The organism is Pseudomonas paraglycinae, from assembly GCF_021601625.1.
Classification (GTDB): domain Bacteria; phylum Pseudomonadota; class Gammaproteobacteria; order Pseudomonadales; family Pseudomonadaceae; genus Aquipseudomonas; species Aquipseudomonas paraglycinae.
The window spans coordinates 266,602-290,161 of the sequence record NZ_BQHR01000001.1; the positions used below are offsets into that span (position 1 = coordinate 266,602).

At 60.9% G+C, this 23,560-nt stretch carries 15 protein-coding genes and 1 pseudogene; 9 read left to right on the plus strand and 7 right to left on the minus strand.

Going from position 1 to position 23,560, the window contains the following annotated elements:
* Positions 1-23: 23 nt before the first annotated feature.
* Positions 24-1,766 carry a potassium/proton antiporter gene (locus L6D82_RS01225; protein ID WP_085667701.1) on the minus strand — a complete coding sequence of 581 codons (1,743 nt, stop codon included), beginning with the start codon at positions 1,764-1,766 and terminating at the stop codon, positions 24-26.
* Between the two features lie 335 nt (positions 1,767-2,101).
* Positions 2,102-3,727 carry a methyl-accepting chemotaxis protein gene (locus L6D82_RS28825; protein WP_236187891.1) on the minus strand — a complete coding sequence of 542 codons (1,626 nt, stop codon included), beginning with the start codon at positions 3,725-3,727 and terminating at the stop codon, positions 2,102-2,104.
* Between the two features lie 278 nt (positions 3,728-4,005).
* Between L6D82_RS28825 and L6D82_RS01235 the strand changes: the two genes are divergently transcribed.
* The 4 genes and pseudogenes from L6D82_RS01235 to L6D82_RS28835 all read left to right on the plus strand — a co-directional run bounded on the left by L6D82_RS01235 (position 4,006) and on the right by L6D82_RS28835 (position 6,573).
* On the plus strand, positions 4,006-4,236 hold the full coding sequence (locus tag L6D82_RS01235; RefSeq protein ID WP_064592964.1) for a hypothetical protein: 231 nt from the start codon (positions 4,006-4,008) through the stop codon (positions 4,234-4,236).
* Positions 4,233-4,535: a cell division protein ZapA gene (locus L6D82_RS01240; RefSeq protein ID WP_007952314.1), complete on the plus strand. Its 303-nt coding sequence runs from the start codon at positions 4,233-4,235 to the stop codon at positions 4,533-4,535. The genes L6D82_RS01235 and L6D82_RS01240 overlap by 4 nt, the downstream gene beginning before the upstream one ends.
* 145 nt (positions 4,536-4,680) lie before the next feature.
* A pseudogene (locus tag L6D82_RS28830) lies at positions 4,681-5,706 on the plus strand (cache domain-containing protein); the annotation flags it as partial.
* Between the two features lie 135 nt (positions 5,707-5,841).
* Positions 5,842-6,573: a methyl-accepting chemotaxis protein gene (locus tag L6D82_RS28835; protein WP_445009168.1), complete on the plus strand. Its 732-nt coding sequence runs from the start codon at positions 5,842-5,844 to the stop codon at positions 6,571-6,573.
* Positions 6,574-6,796: 223 nt separating this feature from the next.
* On the opposite strand, the gene L6D82_RS01250 is transcribed toward L6D82_RS28835, so the two are convergent.
* Both L6D82_RS01250 and putA read right to left on the minus strand, forming a co-directional pair.
* On the minus strand, positions 6,797-8,599 hold the full coding sequence (locus L6D82_RS01250; RefSeq protein ID WP_236187894.1) for an acyl-CoA dehydrogenase: 1,803 nt from the start codon (positions 8,597-8,599) through the stop codon (positions 6,797-6,799).
* A 165-nt stretch (positions 8,600-8,764) separates the two neighbouring features.
* Positions 8,765-12,718 (minus strand): trifunctional transcriptional regulator/proline dehydrogenase/L-glutamate gamma-semialdehyde dehydrogenase, encoded by a 3,954-nt coding sequence (gene putA, locus L6D82_RS01255; protein WP_236187896.1) that lies wholly within the window; start codon positions 12,716-12,718, stop codon positions 8,765-8,767.
* A 456-nt stretch (positions 12,719-13,174) separates the two neighbouring features.
* Between putA and putP the strand changes: the two genes are divergently transcribed.
* The 4 genes from putP (at position 13,175) to L6D82_RS01275 (ending at position 18,235) form a co-directional block, all read left to right on the plus strand.
* A complete protein-coding gene (putP, locus tag L6D82_RS01260; protein ID WP_236187897.1) occupies positions 13,175-14,659 on the plus strand; it encodes a sodium/proline symporter PutP in 1,485 nt (494 codons plus the stop codon).
* A gap of 227 nt (positions 14,660-14,886) precedes the next feature.
* On the plus strand, positions 14,887-16,902 hold the full coding sequence (locus L6D82_RS01265; RefSeq protein ID WP_236187898.1) for a type VI secretion system Vgr family protein: 2,016 nt from the start codon (positions 14,887-14,889) through the stop codon (positions 16,900-16,902).
* On the plus strand, positions 16,847-17,599 hold the full coding sequence (locus tag L6D82_RS01270) for a DUF4123 domain-containing protein (protein ID WP_102716941.1): 753 nt from the start codon (positions 16,847-16,849) through the stop codon (positions 17,597-17,599). The genes L6D82_RS01265 and L6D82_RS01270 overlap by 56 nt, the downstream gene beginning before the upstream one ends.
* A 318-nt stretch (positions 17,600-17,917) precedes the next feature.
* Positions 17,918-18,235 (plus strand): hypothetical protein, encoded by a 318-nt coding sequence (locus L6D82_RS01275; protein ID WP_102716942.1) that lies wholly within the window; start codon positions 17,918-17,920, stop codon positions 18,233-18,235.
* A gap of 291 nt (positions 18,236-18,526) precedes the next feature.
* Here the strand turns inward: L6D82_RS01275 and L6D82_RS01280 are convergent, their stop codons facing one another.
* The gene (locus L6D82_RS01280; RefSeq protein ID WP_102686820.1) at positions 18,527-18,940 is read right to left on the minus strand and encodes a hypothetical protein; all 414 of its coding nucleotides are present in this window, start codon (positions 18,938-18,940) and stop codon (positions 18,527-18,529) included.
* Between the two features lie 122 nt (positions 18,941-19,062).
* On the opposite strand from L6D82_RS01280, the gene L6D82_RS01285 reads away from it, so the two are divergent.
* Entirely contained in the window at positions 19,063-19,902 is an 840-nt protein-coding gene (locus L6D82_RS01285; RefSeq protein ID WP_085746455.1) for a 23S rRNA (adenine(2030)-N(6))-methyltransferase RlmJ, read from the plus strand.
* 51 nt (positions 19,903-19,953) lie between these two features.
* On the opposite strand, the gene msrA is transcribed toward L6D82_RS01285, so the two are convergent.
* Positions 19,954-20,619 carry a peptide-methionine (S)-S-oxide reductase MsrA gene (msrA, locus tag L6D82_RS01290; RefSeq protein ID WP_074689601.1) on the minus strand — a complete coding sequence of 222 codons (666 nt, stop codon included), beginning with the start codon at positions 20,617-20,619 and terminating at the stop codon, positions 19,954-19,956.
* 105 nt (positions 20,620-20,724) lie between these two features.
* Positions 20,725-23,421 (minus strand): putative bifunctional diguanylate cyclase/phosphodiesterase, encoded by a 2,697-nt coding sequence (locus L6D82_RS01295; protein ID WP_102686819.1) that lies wholly within the window; start codon positions 23,419-23,421, stop codon positions 20,725-20,727.
* Positions 23,422-23,560 lie beyond the last annotated feature (139 nt).

Consider the following 23,560-nt stretch of genomic DNA (forward strand, 5'->3'; position numbering starts at 1 on the left):
AAGCAAGTGAGAGTGGACGCAGTTTAGAGGAAGAGCCCGGGGCCCGGGCGACTTCCTTCGGGGAATCTGACGCCCACTTTGGCGATCTTGTTCCCGTCCATGACCGCAACCGTCCAGTGGGTGTTGTTCCATTCCACCTGGTCGCCAACGATAGGTGCACCGCCGACTTTCTGGGCAATGAAGTGGCCCAGGGTCATGTCCGGATCGATGCCTTCGGCGGGCAGGCCGTACAGGGCGGCAACCGCTTTGAGCTGGGCATCTCCTTCGAGCACGAAGTCGCCGAAGAAGCGCAGATCGAGGCCGCGTTGCGGCGCCTGGCTGAACAGTTTTCCGAGGGCCGGAAGGTTGTGTTCATGGCCGATAACACACAGCAAATCATCGACTTCCAGCACCGTACTACCCGACGGATGGAGCAGTTGCTGGCCGCGAAACAGGGCGGCGATACGGGTGCCTTCGGGCATTTTCAGTTCGCGCAGGGGCGAACCGATGCACCATTTTTCCGCGCCGAGTTTGTAAACGAACAGTTCCCACTCGCTGGTGACGTGCACTTCGAGGGCGGCGCGGGAAATCGGCGCCGGCTCCGGCGGCACCGTCACCTTGAGCAGCTTGGCCACCCACGGCAGGCTCGTGCCCTGCACCAGCAGCGACACCAGCACGATAAAGAACGCGAGGTTGAAGTACAGCTGCGCATTTGGCAGCCCGGCCATCAGCGGGAATACCGCCAGAATGATCGGTACCGCGCCGCGCAGACCGACCCAGGAAATGAACGCCTTTTCGCGGCCATGGAAGGCCTTGAACGGCAGCAGCCCGACCAGCACCGACAGCGGCCGCGCGAACAGAATCATCCACAGCGCCAGACCCAGCGCCGGCAAGGCGATCGGCAGCAGATCATGCGGAGTGACCAGCAGCCCCAGCACCAGGAACATGCCGATCTGCGCCAGCCACGCCATGCCGTCGAGCATGTGCAGAATGCCGTGACGACTGCGCACCGGGCGGTTGCCGATCACCAGGCCGCACAGGTACACGGCGAGGAAGCCGCTGCCGTGCAGGGCGTTGGTCAGGGCGAACACCACCAGACCGCCGGCGATCACCAGAATCGGATACAGGCCGGCGGCCAGATTGATCCGGTTGACCAGTTGCAGCATCAGCCAGCCACCGCCCAGACCGATCACACCACCGATGCCGAACTCGCGGATCAGGTGGGTCAGCAGGCTCCAGTGCAGGCCGGTCTGGCCGCTGGCGAGCATGTCGATCAGGGTCACGGTGAGGAACACCGCCATCGGGTCGTTGCTGCCGGATTCGATTTCCAGGCTGGCGGTCACCCGTTCGTTCAGGCCTTTGCCGCCGAGCAGCGAGAACACCGCCGCGGCATCCGTGGAACCGACGATGGCGCCGATCAGCAGGCCTTGAATCAGGTTGAGATCGAACAACCACGCGGCGGCCATGCCGGTGAGGCCGGTGGTGATGAGTACCCCGACCGTCGCCAGCGACAAAGCCGGCCATAGGGCCACGCGGAAACTGGACACCCGGGTGCGCAAGCCGCCGTCGAGCAGGATCACCGCCAGCGCGAGGTTGCCGACCAGATAGGCCGTCGGGTAGTTATCGAAAATGATGCCGCCGCCATCGACCCCGGCAGTCATGCCGACCGCGAGGATGATCACCAGAATCGGGATGCCGAGACGGGAAGAAAGGGAGCTGACAAGAATGCTTGCGCCTACCAGCAACGCGCCGATCAAGAACAGGCTGTTGATGGTCGTCGCATTCAAAGGCAGTACTCCAGAAGCGGAAAGACGGGCACAAACTGACCATGCAGTCTGCGTGCCAGCGATTCTAACCTGTTGAAATGTGATGCTGTCAAAAAGGTTTTTCAGCGGGGGATTCGGGATTTGGGTTCGGCTTGCGATTGCTGCCCTCACCCTAGCCCTCTCCCGGAGGGAGAGGGGACTGACCGAGTGGCTCTCTCGAGTTACATCGACCTGAAATAGCGAGTCGAACTCAGGTCTTGAAACGCACGAAGATCTGCTCCCTCCCCCTCGCCCCCTTTAGGGGGAGAGGGTTGGGGTGAGGGGGTAGCTTTTGATCTTGACCTTGATCTAAAAAATCAAAGGCTAAACCGCCCAACCATATTGTTCAGATCCAGCGCCAGGCGCGACAGCTCGTTACTCGCCGCACTGGTCTGATTCGCGCCCGTCGCCGACTGCACCGACAGATCGCGGATGTTCACCAGGTTGCGATCCACTTCCCGTGCCACTTGCGCCTGCTCTTCAGCAGCGCTGGCGATCACCAGGTTGCGCTCGTTGATTTCGACGATGGCCGTGTTGATGGTGTCCAGCGACAGACCGGCGCCACGGGCGATGTTCAGGGTCGACTCGGCGCGCTCGGTGCTGTTGCGCATCGAATCCACGGCGTGTTCGGTGCCGCTCTGGATGCTGCCGATCATGCGCTCGATTTCGCTGGTCGACTGCTGGGTGCGGTGCGCCAGTGCACGGACTTCGTCAGCCACCACGGCAAAACCGCGACCGGCTTCACCGGCACGGGCCGCTTCGATGGCGGCGTTGAGCGCGAGCAGGTTGGTCTGGTCAGCCAGGCCACGGATCACGTCCAGCACCTTGCCGATGTCGCGGGATTCGTTGGCCAGGTCGCCGATCAGGGTCGCGGTGCTCTGCACATCGGCGCTCATGCGTTCGATGGCGCTGACGGTTTCCTGCACCAGATCGCGGCCGTCGCCGGCGGAGGTGGTGGCGTTCTTCGAAGCTTCCGAGGTGCTGACGGCGTTGTGTGCAACTTCTTCCACCGCGCTGGTCATCTCGTTGACCGCCGTGGCGGCCTGCTCGATTTCGTTGTTCTGCTGGGTCAGGCCTCGGGCGCTTTCGTCGGTGACGCTGTTCAGCTCTTCGGCGGCGGAGGCCAGTTGGGTGGCCGAGCCGGAAATCCGCTGCAGGGTGTCGCGCAGCTTCGACTGCATCTTGGCCATGGCCGCCAGCAGGCGTCCGGCTTCGTCGGTGCCGTCCACGTGGATCGGCTGGGTCAGGTTGCCTTCGGCGATGGTTTCCGCTGCATCGAGTGCCTTGGCGATTGGCTTGGTGATGCTGCTGGTCAACAACCAGGCGAACAGGAAGGTCAGGCCGGTGGCGATGATCAACAGGGTCACGACCAGATTGAACGACATCGAATACTGATCCGTGGCGCCCTGATTGGTCTCGGCGATCTGTTGGGTGTTGATCTCCAGCAAACGCGCGAGAGCGGTATTCACCGCTTCGGAATTGGCGAGCAAATCGGTGTTGAGCATCTGCCGCAGTTCGTCGATCTGATTGTTGCGTGACAGAGTCTTCATCCGGTCTTCGAGCTGGCGGTACTGTGCCAGCAACTGCACGTACTGATCGTAAGCCGCGCGTTCTTGCGGGCCATCGATCAGCGGCTCGTAGGCGCGTTGCGCGTCGGTGATCTGCCGGTTGCGTAAATCGAACAGCTCGATGGTTTTTTGCTGGACGTCTGGCTCGCGGTTGATCAGCAACCGATACGACAGCACGCGCAGGCGCAGGGTCAACTGGGTGAATTCGTCGAGGGCCTTGATCGAAGGCACGCTGGCGGTGGCGATGTCTTCGCCTGCTGCGCGGATCTTGCTCATCTGGTTCAGGGCGAACACACCAAGAATCAGCATCAGGCCGCCGATCAGGGCGAAACCGGTGAACGCCCGGGGGGCGATGTTCATATTGCGAAGGGACATGGGGCGTATACCAGGAAGGGCCGCATCCATGCGGGCTGAGACTGCTGTTGGGTGACTTATCGGTCATACGACTAAAGTCTTGAGTCGGTGCGCGTATTTGTCGCATCCGCACGCAAGCGACGAAGTGCAGGAACCAGATCGGCAGATGACAGTCTCTAAGACTCGCAAGAACGGTCGAGCCGCCAGGAAAATCAAGGCCTTGCGCCGGTTTAACCCTGGCGTCAACGACGACTTTTCTTTATCGTACGCGCCCTTTGAAAAAGCCCCGGAAGATCAAAATGTTGGAAGCATCCCTCAGCCAATTGGAACAGCTCGTCAGCGACCTGGTGCAACAAAACCAGACCCTGTCGCAAACCAACCAGACCCTGTCCACGGAACTGGCCCAGGCCAAGGATGAAAACGAAAGCCTGCAACTGAGCCTGATGGAACAGGAAGAAAAGCACGGCGCCACCGCCGCGCGCATCCAGGCCCTGGTTGATCGCGTCAACGCAGGTCCTGTCAGCGCATGAACCACGGCACAGCAGGGGTAAAAGTCATCTCCATCATGGGGGAGGACTATTCGATCAAGGCACCGGCCGGGGAAGAACAGACCCTGCTGGACGCCGCATTGATGCTCAAGGCCGCGCTGGCCGACACCAAGCGCAAATACCCGACCCTGATCGGCGACCGCCTGCTGGTGCTGGCGGCGATGAATCTGTGCTCGCAGCAGATTGAAATGAAGAAACAGCATCAGGAAGAACTCGAGCGTTACCAAGAGCAAGTCAGCGCCACGGTCGAGACCATCGCCAAGACCATCAATCAGGGTTGATGGGGTTGCGCACAACCAAAGAATAAGATTGTCGATTGGTTTGTATACAATCGGCACGGCTGTTGCAGTGTTTCAGCCTCTTATTCTTTGGGGGTGCTCCATGCAGTTCTGGCGTCGCAGTATTCAATGGCAGCTGATCCTCGGTATGGGCACCGCCCTGCTGGTCAGCATTCTGATCGTGGTTGGCATTTATACCCTGGTGGTCAACCGCCTCGCCCAGAGCTATCTGGTCGAACAGGCGCTGCCGTCGAGCATCGAAGCGACGCGCAACGACATCGAACGAATCCTCGTTCAGCCCCTTACCGCCGCCAAGGACATCGCCAGCAACACCATGGTCCGCGACTGGCTGGCCAATGGTGAAGACTCCGCCAAAACGGCGGGCTTCGCGCAGTATCTGGAAGGTATCCGCGCCGAACACAAGGCGTTTACCGCGCTGATCATCGGCACCGAATCCAATCACTACATCACTGAAAAAGGCCTGGATCGCACCCTGAGTCGCGATAAACCGGCCGATGCCTGGTTCTACTCCTTCCTCGACAGCAATCAGCCGCGAACTCTGAACATCGACAACGACGGGGCCACCGGAGAGCTGGCACTGTTCATTGATTTGAAGGTGGAGCAGGCCGGCAAAGTGGTCGGCGTGGCGGGTCTTGGATTGAGCATGAAAGAGCTGTCGGAGCTGATCCACAACTTCAGCTTCGGCGAGCGCGGGAAGGTCTATCTCGTGCGTTCCGACGGTTTGATCCAGGTCCATCCCGAAGCACAGTTCAGCGGCAAGCGCACCTTGAGCGAGCAGATCGGTGGCGCAGCAGCACAAGCGGTCATGGGCCATAAAGTCGCCGCCAACAGCAGCTTCCAGCGCGACGGTGAAGACTTCCTCGCCTTCAGCCTGCCTTTGCGCGACCTCGGCTGGACCCTGGTGGCCGAAGTGCCACAGTCGCAGATCTACGCCGAAGCCCGCCGGGCGATGTGGATGAGCAGCGGCATCGGTCTGGCGGTGGCGCTGGTCTGCCTGGCACTGGTGGTCTGGCTGGCTCAGGGATTGGTGCGACCGATTCGTCAGGTAACAGCTGCGCTGGTAGCAATCGGTAGCGGCGGTGGAGATTTGACCCATCGGTTAGATTCCAGCCGCGCCGATGAACTGGGCGACCTCGCCCGGGGCTTCAACCGTTTCCTAGACAGCCAGCGCGGGATGATCGGCGAAGTGCTGACCACCAGTGAACGTCTGCGCGTTGCCGTCGGTCAGGTGGCCAGGGTTGTGGATAACACCGCCGAACGCTCCGGTCGCCAGCAGGAAATGACCGACATGGTTGCCACCGCCGTCCACGAAATGGGCCTGACCGTACAGGAAATTGCCCAGAACGCCGGCAACGCGGCGCTTGCCTCGCAAACGGCGCGCGATGAAGCGATGCAGGCGCGGGAAGTGGTGGGTGGCTCGATTCGCCATATAGAAAGTATGTCCGATGAAATTGGCGTCGCGGCGGGCGCGGTGGGTGAGCTGGCGCATCAGGTGGCGTCGATCGATCAGGTGCTCGCGGTGATTCGCGGGGTGTCCGAGCAGACCAACCTGCTGGCGTTGAATGCTGCCATCGAGGCTGCTCGAGCCGGCGATATGGGGCGTGGTTTTGCGGTGGTGGCGGATGAAGTGCGCACCTTGGCGCGACGGACTCAGGCGTCTACCGACGAGATCCAGCAGATGATCGGCAGCCTCAAGCAGGGGGCGGAGAATGCTGTGTCTTCAATGCGTACCGGGCAGGCCGCGACGGGGACAGGAGTTGAATCGAGCCAGCGTACCGGGGCCTCTTTGACTGCCATTACCGGGCAGGTCGAGCGCATCAGCGACATGAACCATCAGGTGGCGACGGCGACTGAGGAGCAGTCGGCTGTGACTGAGGAGATCAACCGTAACGTGCAGGGGATTTCCGATCTGGCCCGGGCGACGGCGGGGGAGGTTCGGGCGTGTCGCGAGGATTGTCAGATGTTGCAGCGGCTGGCGGATGATCTGGCGCGGCAGATGGGTAGGTTCAAGTTGGTTTGAGTGCCAAGAGCCAAAGAGCCCCTCACCCTCACCCTAACCCTCTCCCGGAGGGAGAGGGGACTGACCGAGTTGTCTTGCTCTCTACATCGACCTGAAAAACCGAGTCGATTATGGATTCGGCATAGCACTTTCAGGTCGATGTACTTCTTAAGCATCCCCCATTCGGCCCCCTCTCCCTCCGGGAGAGGGCTGGGGTGAGGGCCGGGTTTCACTCGGTCAATGATCAGAACCACGCATCCTGCATCCCCAGACACGTATCATCCCGCGCCTCCAGCAACGCCAATTCATGCTGGCACCCCGGCACTTCCCACGTCAGAAAATAACGCGCCGCCTGCAACTTGCCCTTATAGAAGTCGACATCCGCCGCATTCCCCTTGGCCAACCCTTCCTCGGCTCGAATCGCCTGTTCCAGCCAGCGCCAGCCAATCACCGCGTGCCCGAACACCTTCAGGTACAACGCCGAGTTCGCCAGGCTGCTGTTGACCTTGCCTTGAGCCAGATCCGTCAGCAGGCCGATGGTCACGCTCTGCAGGCGCGCCACCAGTTTCTCCAACGGCTCACGCAGTGCGGTCAACGATTCGTACGCCACCGCGCGTTCGGCGGTGTCGGCGATCAGTCGAATCAGCTGCTTGAGCCCGGCACCACCGTTCTGCGCCAGTTTGCGCCCGAGCAAGTCCAGCGACTGAATGCCGTGAGTGCCTTCGTGGATCGGGTTCAGGCGGTTGTCGCGGTAGTACTGCTCCACCGGGTATTCACGGGTGTAGCCGTGGCCGCCGAGAATCTGGATCGCCAGTTCGTTGGCCTTGAGGCAGTACTCCGATGGCCAGGATTTGACAATCGGCGTCAGCAAATCCAGCAGTTCATGCGCCTGTTTGCGCTCGGCCTCGGTTTCCAGCGTGGTGGTGTCATCGAACAGCCGTGCCGCATACAGACCGAGATCGAACGCCCCTTCAACGTAGGATTTCTGTGTCAGCAGCATGCGTCTGACGTCCGCGTGCTGAATGATCGCCACCGGCGCCGTCGTCGGGTCCTTGCTGTCCGGCACCCGACCCTGCGGCCGTTCGCGGGCGTATTCCAGCGAGTACAGGTAACCGGCGTAACCGAGCATCACCGCGCCCATGCCGACACCGATCCGCGCCTCGTTCATCATCTGGAACATGTAGCTCAAGCCGTGATGCGGCTTGCCTACCAGATAGCCGACGCACTCGCCGTTATCGCCGAAGTTCAGCGCCGTGGACGTCGTGCCGCGCCAGCCCATCTTGTGAAACAGCCCGGCCAGCAACACGTCGTTGCGCTTGCCGAGGCTGCCGTCATCGTTAACCAGAAACTTGGGCACGATAAACAGCGAAATACCCTTCACCCCGGCCGGTGCGTCCGGCAGCTTGGCCAGCACCATGTGCACGATGTTTTCCGAGAGCGGGTGATCGCCGCCGGAGATGAAGATCTTGTTGCCCTTGAGGCGATAGGTGCCGTCGGACGCAGGCTCTGCACGTGTACGAATATCCGACAGCGACGACCCGGCATGAGGTTCGGTCAGGGCCATGGTGCCGAAGAAGCGGCCGTCGATCATCGGTTGCAGGAAACGTTGCTTCTGTTCTTCGGTGCCGAAGCTTTCGATCAGGTTGGCCGCGCCCATGGTCAGGAACGGATAGGAAGTAGAAGCCGCGTTCGCTGACTGAAAGTGAGCGAAGCAGGCCTGGGACAGCAGTGTAGGAAGTTGCATGCCGCCAGCGTCGAAACTGCGCGCCGCGTTGAGGAATCCAGCCTCGAGGAAGGCATCCACCGCCGGTTTCACCTCGGGAATCAGAATCGCCTGACCGTTCTCGTAGCGCGGCTCGTTTTCGTCGCCCTTGCGGTTGTGCGGTGCGAAGTACTTCTCGGCAATGTTGCGTGCCGTGCCGATGGCGGCGTCGAAGGTTTCGCGGTTGTGCTCGGCAAATCGCTCGCGCCGGGTCAGGCCCTCGGCATCGAGGACTTCGTACAGCTCGAAAGCCAGATTGCGGGAACTGAGCAGCGTCTCGGACATGGCGGCCTACCTTAAATAAAGTATGCCGCAGTCTAGGGAGGCTTATAAAAAGGGGAAAGGAAGATAGATAAGGGTGATGGGGCGGCACAAGTTACAAGCTTCAAGCCGCAAGTAAGAGCAGTTTGCTTTTACTTGCAGCTTGTCGCTCGAAGCTTGCAGCTGCTTTTATCCGATGGTCATCAGGCTGGCGTTACCGCCCGCTGCCGCAGTGTTGACGCTCAACGCGCGCTCGATCACCAGACGCTCCAGCGCAATGTTGGTCTCGCCCTGGGACAGACCCTGGACTCCAACAATGGCGCCAGCACGTTTGGCGATCTGCTGGCAGACCGCACGCAACTGGTCGGAGTGGCCGTGATGCAGAACCGCATCGAACACCACGTCGTCCTTGTTCCAGTCGGAAACCAGTTTGATCCGCGCCTGAATCTCCTTCGGCAGGCGTGCGAACAATGCCTTGCTGGTGTCGGATTCCGGCCAGACCGCCGAACCGCCCACCGCCAGTACCGCCGCGAGTTGGGTCAGCAGATCACCTTCGATGTCAGCCAGGCACAGCACGTGCTCGCGCGGCAGGATCGCGTAGCTGTTCTTCTCGCCGGTCGGGCCGGCCAGTACGCGGGTGATACCGCTTTGCGACTGCGCTGCGTACTGCACGCACAGGGTGCTCAGGTCGGCGAACTTGTTGCTGTCGGCCCAGGCTTTCAGGGCGGTCAGCGGTTTGCTCATGGCGTCGCGCAGACGAACGTCCGGTGCCACGGCAGCATCACCGCGAGCGAAGGATTGTTCGATGGCATCGGTAGGACGCGTCGACAGCAGACGGTACAGGTACAGCGGGCCACCGGCTTTCGGGCCAGTACCCGACAGGCCTTCACCACCGAACGGCTGGACGCCGACCACGGCACCGACGATGTTGCGGTTGACGTAGACGTTGCCGGCGTTGACGTTGTCGATCACCTTGGCGATGGTCTCGTCGATGCGGGTGTGCACGCCGAGGGTCAGGCCGTAACCGGAGGCGTTGATCTGGGCGATCAACTGGTCGATCTCTTTACGCTTGTAGCGCACCACGTGCAGCACCGGGCCGAAGATCTCGCGTTGCAGTTCGTCGAAGCTTTCCAGCTCGATCAGGGTCGGCATGACGAAGGTGCCGCGTTTGACTTCCTCGGTATCGGCGATGGCCACTTGGTACACGTTGCGACCTTTGTCGCGCATGCCCTGGATGTGCTTCTCGATACCGGCCTTGGCTTCGGCGTCGATCACCGGGCCGATGTCCACGGACAGGCGCTCCGGGTTGCCGAGACGGCTTTCAGCCATCGCGCCCTTGAGCATTTCGATGACGCGATCAGCGGAATCTTCCTGCAAGCACAGAACACGCAGGGCCGAGCAACGCTGACCGGCGCTGTCGAACGCCGACGACACAACGTCGATCACCACTTGTTCGGTCAGTGCCGAAGAGTCGACGATCATCGCGTTCTGGCCGCCAGTTTCGGCGATCAGCGGAATTGGACGGCCCTGGTTGTCGAGGCGACCAGCAATGTTGCGTTGCAGCAGACGCGCGACTTCGGTGGAACCGGTAAACATCACGCCTTTGACGCGCTCATCGCCCACCAGACCGGCGCCGACGGTTTCACCGCGACCCGGCAACAGTTGCAGCACGCCCTCCGGAATCCCGGCTTCAAGCAGCAGGCGTACGGCTTGTGCAGCCACCAGCGGAGTCTGTTCGGCCGGTTTGGCCAGCACCGGGTTACCGGCGGCCAATGCGGCTGCAACCTGACCGCTGAAGATCGCCAGCGGGAAGTTCCAAGGGCTGATACACACCACCGGGCCCAGTGGGCGGTGGGCGTCGTTGCTGAAATCGTTGCGTGCCTGCACCGCGTAGTAACGCAGGAAGTCGACGGCTTCGCGGACTTCGGCGATGGCGTTGGCGAAGGTCTTGCCGGCCTCGCGGGCCAGCAGGCCCATCAGCGGCTGGATCTCGCCTTCCATCAAGTCAGCGGCGCGTTCCAGAATCGCGGCACGTTCGGCCGGCGGGGTGGCCTGCCAGATCGGTGCGGCGTTCAGGGCGCATTGGATTGCGTTGTCGACGTCTTCGACCGTGGCTTCCTGCACGTGGCCGACCACGTCACGCAGATCGGACGGGTTCAGCACCGGTGCCGGCGCTTCGTTGCTGGAGGCGCAACCGAGCATCGGCGCAGCTTTCCAGTTGTTGTGCGCGGTCGCCAGCAGGGCACAGGACAGCGAAGCCAGACGATGTTCGTTGGCCATGTCGATGCCGGCAGAGTTGGCACGCTCGGAACCGTACAGGTCACGCGGCAGCGGAATGCGCGGGTGCGGCAGGCCGAAACCACCTTCCACGGTCGCCATCTGCTCGATCTGCGCCACCGGATCGGCCACCAGTTCCTGGATCGAAATCGACTGGTCGGCGATGCGGTTGACGAACGAGGTGTTGGCGCCGTTTTCCAGCAGACGACGTACGAGGTACGCCAGCAGGGTTTCGTGGGTGCCGACCGGAGCGTACACACGGCACGGACGGTTCAGCTTGCCTTCGGAGACTTTGCCTACAACCTGTTCGTACAACGGTTCGCCCATGCCGTGCAGGCACTGGAACTCATACTGGCCCGGGTAATAGTTCTGACCGGCAATGTGATAAATCGCCGACAGGGTGTGGGCGTTGTGCGTGGCGAATTGCGGGTAGATGACTTCCGGCACCGACAGCAGTTTGCGGGCGCAGGCGATGTAGGAAACGTCGGTGTACACCTTGCGGGTGTAGACCGGATAGCCTTCCAGGCCTTCGACCTGAGCGCGCTTGATTTCGCTGTCCCAGTACGCGCCTTTCACCAGACGGATCATCAGGCGATGACGGCTGCGGCGAGCCAGGTCGATCACGTAGTCGATCACGTACGGGCAACGCTTCTGGTAAGCCTGGATCACGAAACCGATGCCGTTCCAGCCAGTCAGTTGCGGCTCGAAGCACAGACGCTCAAGCAGATCCAGCGACAGCTCCAGGCGGTCGGCTTCTTCGGCGTCGATGTTCAGGCCGATGTCGTATTGCTTGGCCAGCAGGGTCAGCGACAGCAGGCGCGGGTACAGTTCGTCCATCACGCGCTCGTACTGGGCGCGGCTGTAACGCGGGTGCAGGGCCGACAGCTTGATCGAGATGCCCGGGCCTTCATAAATCCCACGGCCGTGGGACGCTTTGCCGATCGAGTGAATGGCTTGTTCGTACGAGGCCAGGTACTTCTGGGCGTCGTGTTCGGTCAGCGCCGCTTCACCGAGCATGTCGTAGGAATAGCGGAAGCCTTTGGCTTCGAATTTGCTCGCATTGGCCAGGGCTTCGGCGATGGTTTCGCCGGTGACGAACTGCTCGCCCATCAGGCGCATGGCCATGTCGACGCCCTTGCGGATCATCGGCTCGCCGCTCTTGCCGATGATGCGACTCAGGGACGAAGTCAGGCCGGCTTCATTGTGGGTGGAGACCAGTTTGCCGGTCAGCAGCAGGCCCCAGGTCGCCGCGTTGACGAACAGCGACGGGCTGTTGCCCAGGTGCGGCTGCCAGTTGCCGGTGCTGATCTTGTCGCGGATCAGCGCATCGCGAGTGCCTTTGTCCGGGATACGCAGCAGCGCTTCGGCCAGGCACATCAGCGCCACGCCTTCCTGGGACGACAGGGAGAATTCCTGCAGCAGGCCCTGAACAATGCCTGCACGACCGCCGGCACTCTTCTGGTTACGCAGTTTTTCCGCGATGGTTGCGGCGAGTTTGTTGGTGGCTTCGGCCATCGGCGCCGGCAGGCGAGCCTGCTCGATCAGCATCGGTACCACTTCCGGTTCAGGGCGACGGTAAGCGGCGGTGATCGAGGCGCGCAGCACCGACTGCGGCAGGATGCTTTCGGCGAATTCGAGGAAGCATTGGTGAGCGTGATCGGTGTGGACTTCGCCCGCGTCGTCGGCGTCCTTGGCGGTCAAACCGTTCAGCTCGGTCAGGGTTGCACCACCCTCGAGTTTTTCCAGGTAATTGAAAATTGCCTGCTTGATCAGCCAGTGCGGTGTGCGATCAATCGAGGTTGCGGCGGCCTTCAGGCGCTCGCGGGTCGGGTCGTCAAGTTTGACCCCAAGGGTGGTGGTAGCCATATTTTTATCCTCATAGGTGCCGCAGTTGCGCGACAACAGCTGGCGGCAAGATTAGCCGCGAGCCGAAACAGGTGCAACCGGGTGCAACCCTTTTTTGTCGGAATATTCTGCAGCTCGTCAGGAAATAATTTCTGGTACGAAAGTGCTGCTCTTGCTTGGTGCTTTTGCTTCTAGAAAAGCGTTGTCACTGCGTTAAAAGGGAGCAAAAAGCCACTTCCGTAAGATAAATCCGACTGGGTGCAACTAATTCTCAAGAAACTGGTTGCACCTGTTTTACTTTGTTGCATAGGATTCGCGCCCAAGGTGCAACCGGGGAAACCCGACGCACCGGCCAATGGCTTTCCTGGGGAAACATTGGTCATAAATGCGCGGCCGTGCGAATCGTCTGTCAGACGTCAGTCTGCAAACGGTGCAACCGCCGCCGCTACATAAAAACAAAGCCAGGGCACGTACGTAATGAGCGCAAGCAATCCAACCCTGATCACGTTCGTGATCTACATCGCAGCAATGGTGCTGATCGGCTTCATGGCCTATCGCTCCACCAATAACCTTTCTGACTATATTCTGGGCGGCCGCAGCCTGGGCAGCGTGGTGACGGCATTGTCCGCCGGCGCTTCCGACATGAGCGGCTGGTTGCTGATGGGCCTGCCGGGCGCCATCTACATGTCTGGCCTGTCCGAAAGCTGGATCGCCATCGGCCTGATCGTCGGTGCCTACCTGAACTGGCTGTTCGTCGCCGGTCGTCTGCGTGTTCAGACCGAGCACAACGGCGATGCACTGACCCTGCCGGACTACTTCTCCAGCCGTTTCGAAGACAAGAGCGGTCTGCTGCGCATCATTTCGGCAGTCGTGATTCTGGTGTTCTTCACCATCTACTGCGCTTCCGGCATCGTGGCCGGTGCCCGTCTGTTCGAAAGCACCTTCGGCATGTCCTACGAGACGGCGCTGTGGGCCGGTGCTGCGGCGACGATCGCCTACACCTTCGTCGGCGGTTTCCTCGCGGTGAGCTGGACCGACACCGTACAAGCCACCCTGATGATCTTCGCCCTGCTGCTGACGCCGATCATCGTGCTGCTGGCCACCGGCGGCGTCGACACCACGTTCCTGGCGATCGAAGCGCAGGACCCGAGCAACTTCGACATGCTCAAGGGCACCACTTTCATCGGCATCATCTCGCTGATGGGTTGGGGTCTGGGCTACTTCGGTCAGCCGCACATCCTGGCGCGTTTCATGGCCGCTGATTCGGTGAAATCCATCGCCAACGCCCGTCGCATCTCCATGACCTGGATGATCCTGTGCCTGGGCGGCACCGTGGCGGTGGGCTTCTTCGGTATCGCTTACTTCTCGGCGCACCCGGAGGTGGCAGGTCCAGTGACCGAAAACCACGAGCGCGTGTTCATTGAACTGGCGAAAATCCTCTTTAACCCGTGGATTGCAGGCGTGCTGTTGTCGGCGATTCTCGCGGCAGTAATGAGCACCCTGAGCTGCCAGTTGCTGGTGTGCTCGAGCGCCCTGACCGAAGACTTCTACAAGGCTTTCCTGCGTAAATCCGCTTCGCAAGTCGAGCTGGTATGGGTTGGTCGCGCCATGGTGCTGCTGGTTTCGCTGGTCGCTATCGCCCTGGCTGCCAACCCGGAAAACCGCGTGCTGGGTCTGGTGTCCTACGCCTGGGCTGGTTTCGGTGCGGCCTTCGGTCCTGTGGTGCTGATCTCGGTGATCTGGAAAAAGATGACCCGTGACGGCGCACTGGCGGGCATCCTGGTCGGCGCGATCACCGTGATCGTGTGGAAGCATTTCGAACTGCTGGGTCTGTACGAAATCATCCCTGGCTTCATCTTCGCCAGCCTGGCGATCTACTTCGTCAGCCTGATGGGCCAGCCGAGCGCCGGCATGGTTCAGCGCTTTGAAGCGGCCGAGAAGGATTTCCATCTGAACAAGTGATGGAAATGAGCTGAGGCTCACCAGAAAACGGCCCGTTTCCTACCCGGAAGCGGGCCGTTTTCTTTGCCTGCGATTTTTCTGAAGGCAAAGTCTGTAGTCGAATGCGCCAATTCTTGAAGGGGAGATCGAAGTTTCAAGTAGGGGAAATCTGATTTTTCAGTCACCCAACCTGCACCCCTTGCCCCTCATGCAGAATCGCCCGCCCTCAATCTGCAGAGAGACATCGGATGTTCGCGCCTGCCAATCAACCGCGTTTCACGTTGACCGTCGAAGGCGCCCTGTTTGACCTCAAAGTCCTTGAGTTCACGGGCAAGGAAGCCATCAGCCAACCCTTTCGCTTTGACCTGGAGCTGGTCAGTGAACGGCCGGATCTGGATCTGGAAAGCCTGCTGCACTGTCAGGCGTTTCTGAGTTTTGATGAAGACGGTTCCGGTATCCACGGTCAGATCTATCGGGTCGGGCAGGGGGATTCCGGCAAGCGTCTGACCCGCTATCACGTCAGCCTCGTTCCGCGTCTGGCCTATCTGGGTCATCGGATCAATCAGCGGATCTTCCAGCATCAAAGCGTGCCGCAGATTGTGACGCAGATCCTCAAGGATCACGCGATCCTGCGCGACGCCTTCGAATTTCGCCTCGGCAGCGATTACCCGCCGCGTGAGTATTGCGTGCAGTACGCCGAGAGCGATCTGGCGTTCATCCAGCGGCTGTGTGCCGAAGTCGGCATTCACTTCCACTTTCAGCACAGCCCGGACGGGCATCTGTTGGTGTTCGGTGACGATCAAACGGTGTTCCCGCGTCTGGCCGAGCCGACGCTGTACCTGCCGGGCAGCGGCATGGCTGCATCGGCACCGGCAATCAAGCGCTTCACCGTTCGAGTGGAAACCCGCACCAGCGTGGTCACCCGGCGTGATTACGACTTCACCAAACCGCGGCTGGCGCTGCAGAGCTGGGTGGAAAGCGACCAGCGCCCGGTGCTGGAGGATTACCACTTTCCCGGCCAGTTCACCGATCGCGCCACTGGCAAGCAACTGGCCCAGCGCACGCTTGAGCGGCATGTCGCCGATTACCGTCAGGCCGAGGGGCGCAGCGATCAATCTGCCTTGGTCAGCGGACATTTCCTGCAACTGGCCGAGCATCCGCGCCAGGATCTGAATGACCTCTGGCTGCTGACCGCAATCGAGCACCATGGCCGACAGCCGCAAGTGCTGGAGGAATCGGTGACCAGCGAGGGTGACGAATTCCAGGGTTACCGTAATACCTTTCTCGCCACACCGTGGGACGTGTTCTTCCGCCCGCCGATGGGCCCGGAAAAACCTCGGATGCTCGGTTATCAGCCAGCCGTGGTCACTGGTCCGCAAGACAGTGAAATCCATTGCGACGAGTACGGTCGGGTCAAGGTGCAACTGGCCTGGGATCGCGACGGCGAACTCAACGAGCATTCCAGTTGCTGGCTGCGGGTCGCCAGCGGCTGGGCTCATGACCGTTATGGCAGCGTGCTGATTCCGCGGGTCGGCATGGAAGTGCTGGTGGGGTTCATCGATTCCGATGCCGACAAACCGCTGGTCATGGCTTGCCTGCCGAACGCCGCGACGCCAGTGCCGCTGGACCTGCCGGCCGACAAGACCCGCAGTATTTTCCGCAGCCAGAGCAGTCCCGGCGGTGGGGGCTACAACGAACTGCGCATCGAGGATCGCAAAGGCGCCGAGGAAATCTACCTGCGGGCCCAGCGAAACTGGACGCAGCATGTGCTGAACGATCAGCAGGTGCAGGTCGATAACCAGCGCAGCGTCGTTGTGACCGGTCTCGCCAAGCATGAACTGAAAGCCGATGAGCAGCGCATCACCCACGGCCAGCGCCAGACCGAAGTGAAGCAGGACGACCACCTCACGGTGACCGGCGACCGGCACATCCGCGTAAGCAATCAGGCGATCAACGCCAGTGCTCAATTCCACGTCAGCGCAGGCCAGCAAGTGGTGATCGACGGCGGGGCGAGCGCGACGATTCAGGCGGGCGGGCAGTGGATCAACATCGGCCCCGGCGGGATCTTCAGCAGCGTGCCGATTGTGGTGGGTGGCGCGCCAATGGCGGCGATGAGCGCGGCGCCGACAATGCCGGGGTTGCCGGAAAAACTGGTGGCGGCACCGGCTGTGATTCTGACTGCGGCGCAAATCATGAGCCTTAAAGGTGATGCGCCGTTCTGCGAAGAATGCGAGCGCTGCAAGGGTGGTGTCTGTGCAGCCTGAACAATGGTTGAAGGATGTGCCGCTGAAGCCGTCGGAGCAGTTGTTCGCGATTTTCAGTAGCGCCAGTGCGGCAGAGCCACTGAAGGCCTGGCCGCTGAAAGCGCAGATGCCGAAACCGGTCTGGGTGGAAACAATTTATGCCGAGTGGGATGCGGTGATGCCCTACGTGGGAATCGTCGACGCGGGCAGTGAGTTTCTGGATTGGGTGGCGACCACGGAGTCTCGCGACTGGGGCTGGCTGGCGGTTTCTTCAGCAGGGCTTGAGGCGGTGGTCGAGCACTTTCGCAGTTTGACCCAGGTGCTGATGCCGGACGGGAAAGTGGTGTTCTTCCGGTTTTGGGATGGGCGGTATTTGTTGCCGATCCTTGAGTCGTCCGAGGTGGATGCCGGGCAACTACTACCGGTCCTCACGCGAGGATTGATCAACGGTCAGGCCGTCGAGATAGGGGGTAGAGCGCAGGTCTCCGGTCGAGAGTTTCCTTGGTGGTCGGTGCCGGAAAAACTGCTGGCGCAATTCGGCGAAGATGCCCGGATCAACAACGCCTTGCAGTGGTTGAGCGAGGAGCAACCGGCGTTGTTCGAAGCGTTCCCCGCCGATGTCTTGCGCTGCAAGGTTGTCAGGTTTTTTGCGGTTTCAGCGTCGGACGAATCGTCGGCTTCGGCACTGCTGGACTACTTGCGGGACGAATCAGAGTGAAATTTCCGGGCAAAGGCTTCGGACGTTTCCTGCGAGTTGCGGCGGTTTGCGTGAACTGGTGGGCGCGGTGGTGCGGGGATAGTCTTTGGCTGTCACCGCAAATTCGGTGACAGGGCGTGGAAGCCCTTTTATCGTTAGGCGCGTCAAGCTGCACCAGTCAGGCGTTTTTGTCGTTTGAGTTTTTGGTGGCTGTGCGCGGGGCGCTTTCGAGTGCGCCGGGTGCCTAACGTCCCGGTCTTCCACACCTGCGTACAGCCGCCACCTAATGCGTGGAAGTGAGAGTTGGCGGCTCCACCCAATACGTTAGGAGTGATTCCAGTGCCAACATTGAAACCCGATCCACCCTACGAGCCCTTCATCCCCCACCCCGACAACCGCCTCATGGCGCTGACCAGTAACTGCAACGACATGCCCACGCTGTTCATCGACACCCACGCCCCGCTCGACATCCTGATGGACGCCGCCAACTACCGAATCCGCGCGGTAATCCAGGTCCTGGAAAACATGTGCATGCGCGGCTCGGTCGAGTGCGACTCGGTCATCCTCAGCGACTTCGCCCAGCTCTGCGTGATTCCGTTGCGTGACGGCTGTGATGTCTTGGATGTGATTGGCCGCAGGTTGCGTGACCGGCCTTAGATCCCCAACCCCTCACCCTAGCCCTCTCCCAAGGGTAGAGGGGACCGACCGAGTTGTTTGGGTCATGTACGCCGACCTGCGACTTCGGTGGTGAACTTCGCTTGGCCAAGCTGAGGTCGCGGTGATTTTTCAGGTCGATGCAAACCGAAAGATCACCTCGGTCAGTCCCCTCTCCCTCCGGGAGAGGGCTAGGGTGAGGGGGCTCTCACGGATGTACCCGACAGCTAGACTGCCCACTCACCCCTTTCCAACATCCGTTTTGGAAAGATCATTTAGTCAGGCGAGAAGATTTCAGTTTTGCAGATACTGATCCTGCGACTTGATGAAAGCGTCAAATTCCGGCGAGTTATAAATTTCCAGACAAGAATAGAACACTATGTTTTTACTAGTCTGTTTGCTGGTTGAGGATGTTTTGAGGTAGGCGCCAGCCATGTATTTCTCAGTCTCAGCATACGGATCATGCGTGACCTCCAGCGTGTCCTCATTCTGAACAATGGTGTGCAGGCCTTTGCCCATGAACGAGTAGGCTCCGGCGGACAGTCCGATGTCTTTTTCCAGTGCAGATTGTTCTTTGAATGGCGCCAGGATGCAGTAGCTCAAACCGTAGTTCTTCAGATTCTGGCGTGCCTGTTCGGTGTGTTCTTCGCCAGCGAAGGCGTGTAATGAGCCCGGCAGGCAAAGGAGGGCAATGATCCGGCAATACATGATTTTCAGACTTCCTGTCAGGTGGTTGCGGCCAGTGTAGCGCCGGGAACGCCCACTCAGCCCCCAACCCCTGACTTGCCGCCCGGTAAAAGGTAAACTTCACGGCCCTCGCAGGAGCAGCCATGAATTATCGTCACGCCTTCCATGCCGGCAATCACGCCGATGTGTTCAAACACCTGACCTTGACCCGCCTCATCGCCCTGATGTCGCGCAAGGAGCAGCCGTTTGCCTATCTCGACAGCCACGCCGGCATCGGTCTGTATGACCTGCAGGGTGATCAGGCCAACCGTACCGGCGAGTACCTGGAAGGCATCGCGCGGTTGTGGGATCAGCCGGATCTGCCGGCGCTGACCGCCGACTATATGAAGGTGCTGCACGAGATGAACCCGGACGGTCAGTTGCGTTATTACCCGGGTTCGCCGGAGCTGGCACGGCGTCTGACCCGACCGCAGGACCGGGTGATGCTCAACGAGAAGCACCCTGAAGACGGCGTGCAGCTCAAGGAGAACATGGCCGGCGATCGTCGGGTGAAGGTGCATCTGGGCGAGGGCTGGCATGTCGCCCGCGCCATGTTGCCGGTGCAGGAGAAGCGCGCGGTGATGTTGATTGATCCGCCGTTCGAACAGCTCGATGAAATGCAGCGTTGTGCGGCGTCGATGAAAGAGGCCATTGGCCGGATGCGCCAGACCGTGGCTGCGATCTGGTATCCGGTGAAGGATCAGCGTGCGCTGCGTCGTTTCTATCAGGATCTGGCCGGCACCGGTGCGCCGAAACTGCTGCGGGTCGAGCTGCTCGTGCATCCACTGGACACGCCGAACAGCCTGAACGGCTCTGGCCTGGCGATTGCCAATCCGCCGTGGGGGCTGGAGGAAGAATTGCGTGAGCTACTGCCGTGGCTGTCCAAAAAGCTTGGGCAAACCCAGGGTGGGTGGCAGATGGATTGGTTGATCGCCGAGAGCTGATCACTGACCGATCGTTCCCACGCGGAGCGTGGGAGCGATCAGTGGTCGCGGTCAGTTCCCCGCCAGACTCGGCGGCATGCAAACGCCCGTGCCGCCAATCCCGCAATAGCCTTCCGGGTTTTTCGCCAGATACTGCTGGTGATAGGCCTCGGCGAAGTAAACGGTCGGCGCCTGTTCAATCTCGGTGCTGATTTCACCCAGACCCGCCTTCGACAGTTCGGCCTGATAAACAGCTTTGCTCTTCAACGCTGCCTCCAGTTGCTCCGGATGGGTCGCGTAGATCACCGAACGGTACTGGGTGCCGATGTCATTGCCCTGGCGCATGCCCTGCGTCGGGTTGTGCAATTCCCAGAACATCGCCAGCAGCTCTTCGTAGCTGACCTTGGCCTTGTCGAACACCACCAGCACCACTTCAGCGTGGCCGGTCAGGCCCGAGCAGACTTCTTCGTAGGTCGGGTTCGGCGTGTAACCGCCGGCGTAACCGACCACGGTGCTGACCACGCCTTCACGCTGCCAGAAGCGGCGCTCGGCACCCCAGAAGCAGCCCAGGCCGAAAATCGCGAAGTCGACGTCCTGAAAGAACGGGCCCAGCAACGGCGTTTCGGTGAAAACAAAGTGTTTTTCAGGCAGGGCCATCGGGGTTTCGCGGCCAGGCAGAGCTTGTTCTTTAGTCGGTAGCACGTTTTTGTTCACCAGAATTTCCGAGCGCAGAACCATGATCGTTCCTCTCAGTCAGGATGGGATGTAAAAAGTCTGACCGCCAGTGTGCCCAATGATGCCCCGTTAATCACTAGGCAAAATGTGCGGGTACTGTCTTGGGATTTACAGGCAGAGCGGGCCGCGCGGATAGCGCTTGAGCGCCTGGATCAGCTCGGCGCCCGGAATCGGCCGGTCGAACAGGTAGCCCTGGCCGACGTCGCAGCGGTGGCGACGCAGGAACGCCAGTTGCTCGGCAGTCTCGATGCCTTCGGCGACGACCTTGAGTTTCAGGTTGTGGGCCATGGCGATCACGGCGGAGGTGATTTCCATATCGTCCTGGTTGTCCGGGATTTCATGGATGAAGCTGCGATCGATCTTGATGATGTCGATCGGGAATTTTTTCAGGTAGCTGAGCGACGAGTAACCGGTGCCGAAGTCGTCCATCGCCAAGGTCAGGCCCAGGCGCTTGAGCTGGTCGAGCTGCAAGTGGGTGTCTTCGGTCGCTTCCAGCAGCAGGCCTTCGGTCAGTTCCAGCTCCAGCAGATTGGCCGGCAGCGCTTCTTCCTTGAGGATGTTGGCGATGGAGGCCACCAGATCCGGGTCGGAGAACTGCTTGGGCGAAAGGTTGATCGCCACTTGCAGATTGCCCATGCCGGCAGCAGTCAGAGCCTTGCTCATGCGACAGGCCTGACGGGCGATCCACTTGCCGATCGGAATGATCAGGCCGGTTTCCTCGGCGACGCTGATGAACTGGTCCGGGCGAATCATGCCGCGCTCCGGGTGGTTCCAGCGCAGCAATGCTTCCATGCCGAGCAGGCGACCGCTGCGCAGGCACAGCTTCGGCTGATAGAACACGTCCAGCTCGTTCTGGGTCAGGGCCCGGCGCAGGTTGTTCTCGACGAACAGTTTGTAGCTGGCCTCGGCGTTCAGCGCTTCGGTGAACACCTGGACCTGATGTTTGCCGTTGGCCTTGGCCTTGTGCAGAGCGAGGCCGGCGTTGCGCATCAGGGTTTGCGGGTCGCGGCCGTGCAGTGGCGCGCAGGCCAGGCCCACGGAGCCAGTGACGCTGATCAACTGGTTGTCGACGAACATCGGTTTATCCAGCGTCGCCAGCAATTGGTTGGCGATCTGCTGCCCGGTGGCAAGGTCTGTGTCGTCGAGCAACACTGCGAACTCGTTACTGGCGAACCGCGCCAGACTGCCGCTCGGGCTCAGGCTGTTACGCAGGCGCCGGGCCAGGCTGATCAACAGTTTGTCGCCGGTCTGGTGGCCGAGGCTGTCGTTGATCCGCTTGAAGTTGTCGATGTCCACCAGCAGCAGGCTGATCGGGGTATCGCTATCCCGGGCGAAGCGTTCATCCAGATTGCGGATAAATGCAGGCCGGTTGCCGAGGTTGGTCAGGTTGTCGGTATACGCTAGGCGCTCGATGCGCTGCTGCGCCAGCTTGGTCTGAGTGATGTCTTCGTAGATGCCGATGTAGTGCGTCAGCTCACGGTTGTCGCCGTAGACCTTGGAGATCGACAACTGGCCCCAGTAGGGTTCGAGGTTCTTGCGGCGGCTCTTGAATTCGCCCTGCCAGCTGTTGCTCTTGGCCAGCGCCGACGGCGCGTCGAACAGCAGCTCGCTTAAGTTTTCCAGGGCTGGCAATTCCGAGAGGCGCTGGCCGTGGACTTCCTCGGTGGTGTACTGGGTGATCGCGGTGAAGCTCGGGTTGACGTACTCGACCACGCCGTCGCAGTTGACCAGCAAAAAGGCGTTGGCGCTTTGCTCGACCGCACGCTGGAACAGGTGCAGCGCGCTGGTGGCGGTGCGGCGGTTGTGATTGTTGATGACCTGGGCGAACTGGTCGGCCAGTTCACCGGCAAAAGCGATTTCGTCGGACTGCCAGGCGCGGGTGACGCCGGTCTGCTCCAGGCACAGCACGCCGACCACTTGGCCGTCGACGCGGATGCTGGCGTCGAGCATGGCGTTGACGTCACGCGGGCGCAGGGCTTCGGCCATTTCCCGGGTACGCGGGTCGCGCATCGCGTTGTGCGCGTCGATGGCGCGGCTGCCGTGCAACGCGTCCATGTAATCGGGGAAGCCGCTGACGTCGATGACCTCCGGCAGGATGTATTCCTGGGTGGCGCGGTGGTACGCCGAGATCGGCACCAGCTTCTGGCCTTCAAGGTTCCACAGACTGGCGCAGTCGATTTCGTAGATATCGCAGGCGCAGCGGGTAATCAGTTCGGCGGCTTCTTGCAGGGAGTTCTGGCTGCTGTAACGCTGGCGGGCCAGCAGCAGGATCAGGTCCTGCTGGGCGCGCACCCGCTCCAGATGTTGCAGCTGTTCCTGCTGGGCACGCTGGTTGAGTTCAAGGGCGATTTGCAGGCGTGAATTCTGGGTTTCCAGATCGACGGAGGGCAACGTCGGCGCTTCGTCGAATACATCGTCGACCGCCAGCAGGTAACCGCGCAGCAAGTGGCGGTTGTGCTGTTTGTAGGCTTCACCGAGTTCAAGAATGCTCAACGCGCCGGCGGCGGTGTGCAGGGTATAGCGCACCAGGTAATGCGGGCTTTGGCCGAGTTGTTGCTGGATCGCATCATGCAGTTGATAGCGCGCTTCGGGCTCCATCAGGCTTGCGTAGGGCGAGCCGACCAGGGCGCAGAGTTCAACGGCGGGCTGGCCGAACTGGCGTTCGCAGTTGGGATCGAGAAACAGCATCGCCCAGCTGGCTTCATTCAGGCGCTCGAAACGCAGCATGCCGAGCCGCGAGGGCACAGGCAACTGCGTCACTACCTCGGCCACCATACGGCTGGCGGCATCGGGTTGGCTCTTCATGAAGGGAACTCGCTTGGAAATTTGCTGAACGCGCCGGGCTCTCGCCCTCTTTACTGTTGCCTGCGGCAAGGTTGCATCATTGCGGCACCGACTGACAAGAGACATGAAGGCCAAGTGCTATAAGAATATGTCGGCTGCA